Origin of the sequence: Kitasatospora sp. NPDC059571, from assembly GCF_042735675.1 — a bacterium.
GTDB lineage: Bacteria > Actinomycetota > Actinomycetes > Streptomycetales > Streptomycetaceae > Kitasatospora.
This window is the reverse complement of the sequence record NZ_JBHWBW010000792.1, coordinates 1-1,660: the sequence shown is the minus strand read 5'-3', so window position 1 is coordinate 1,660 and position 1,660 is coordinate 1. Positions and strand designations below refer to the sequence as shown.

3 protein-coding genes are annotated in these 1,660 nt (G+C 73.4%); all 3 read right to left on the bottom strand.

From position 1 onward, the window contains the following. Positions 1–226 (bottom strand): adenosylhomocysteinase (locus ACFV0G_RS39070; RefSeq protein WP_380558586.1); only part of this gene is annotated, 226 nt, incomplete at its 3' end. A 24-nt stretch (positions 227–250) separates the two neighbouring features. Next, entirely contained in the window at positions 251–1,189 is a 939-nt protein-coding gene (gene metF / locus ACFV0G_RS39065) for a methylenetetrahydrofolate reductase [NAD(P)H] (RefSeq protein ID WP_380558583.1), read from the bottom strand. Positions 1,190–1,224: 35 nt separating this feature from the next. Next, positions 1,225–1,660: vitamin B12 dependent-methionine synthase activation domain-containing protein (locus ACFV0G_RS39060; RefSeq protein WP_380558580.1), on the bottom strand; the 436-nt coding region annotated here is incomplete at its 5' end.

Sequence of the window (1,660 nt, the reverse complement as noted above, 5' to 3'; positions counted from 1 at the left end):
GGACCTCGGCGCCGAGCGCGGTCAGCGTCTCGATGAGGACGGCGGTCTGCACGGTCATGTGCAGCGAGCCGGTGATCCGGGCGCCGGCCAGCGGCCGGGTCGCCGCGTACTCCGCGCGGATCGCCATCAGGCCGGGCATCTCGTGCTCGGCCAGCTGGATCTCCTTGCGACCGAACGGCGCCAGGGACAGATCGGCGACCTTGAAGTCCATCGCGTGCTTCCTCATTCCGGGATGTGTGATGACGGTGCGTCAGGCGGCGGCGAGCTGCGGCGCCCGGTGCGGCATTGCGCCGAGGCCGCGGTGGATCTCCAGCGCCGCGGTGGAGTTGTTCAGCGTGATGTAGTGCAGGCCGGGGGCGCCCTCGGCGAGCAGCCGCTCGCACATCGCGGTGGCGTGCTCCACACCGATCCGGTGTCCGGCCTCCGGCAGCCCGCGGGCCGCCTCCAGCCGGCGGGCCAGCGCCGCCGGGAAGCTCGCGTTGCTCAGCTCCGCGAAGCGGCGGATCTGGTCGAAGGAGGTGGCCGGCATGATCTCCGGGATGATCGGGGTGTCGCAGCCCGCGGCGGCGACCCGGTCGCGCAGCCGCAGGTAGTCCTCCGGGTCGAAGAACATCTGGGTGATGGCGTAGTCGGCGCCCGCCCGGCACTTGGCGACGAAGTGGCGGATGTCGCTGTCCCAGTCGGCCGAGCGCGGGTGGCGCTCGGGGAAGGCCGCGACGCCGACCGAGAAGCTGCCGGACGCCTTCACCAGGGCGACGAGCTCGGCGGCGTACCGCGGCCCGTGCGGGTGCGGGTGCCACGGCCCCTGCGGGTCGCCTGGCGGGTCGCCGCGCAGGGCGAGGATGTCGCGCACCCCCGCCGCGGCGTACGTGCCGATGATGCGCCGCAGTTCCGCGGTCGAGTGGCCGACCGCGGTCAGGTGGGCGACCGGCCGGAGCGTGGTCTCGGCGAGGATCCGCTCGGTGACCGCCAGGGTGCGGTCCCGGGATGCACCGCCGGCGCCGTAGGTCACCGAGACGAAGGTGGGCGCCAGCGCCTCCACCCGGCGGATCGTCCGCCACAGGGTGCGCTCGCCGGCCTCCGTCCGCGGCGGGAAGAACTCGAAGGAGAACGAGCGGCCCCCGGTGCGGATCGCGTCGGCGAGGCTCGGTACGGACCGGCCCGGAGGACCGGCGGTGGCGGTGGGCATGGACGGGTGCTCCTTCCGGCGGACCGGCGGGGGTGTCAGCCGGCGTTGAAGTACGTGACGTCGGGGTGGTGGACGACGATGGCGTCCGTGGACTGCTCGGGGTGCAGCTGGTACTCCTCGGAGAGCACCACGCCGATCCGCTCGGGCCGCAGCAGCTCGGCGATCTTGGTGCGGTCGGCCAGTTCGGGGCAGGCGCCGTAGCCGAGCGAGAAGCGGGCGCCGCGGTACTTCAGGGCGAACATGTCGCGGACGTCCTGCGGGTCCTCGTCGCCGAAGCCGAGCTCGAAGCGGACCCGGGCGTGCCAGAACTCGGCGAGCGCCTCCGCCAGCTGCACCGACAGGCCGTGGAGTTCGAAGTAGTCGCGGTAGGCGTCGGCGGCGAACAGCTCGTTGGCGGCCTCGGAGATGCGGTTGCCCATGGTGACCACCTGCAGCGCCACCACGTCGCGCTCGCCGGACTCCTCCGGGCGG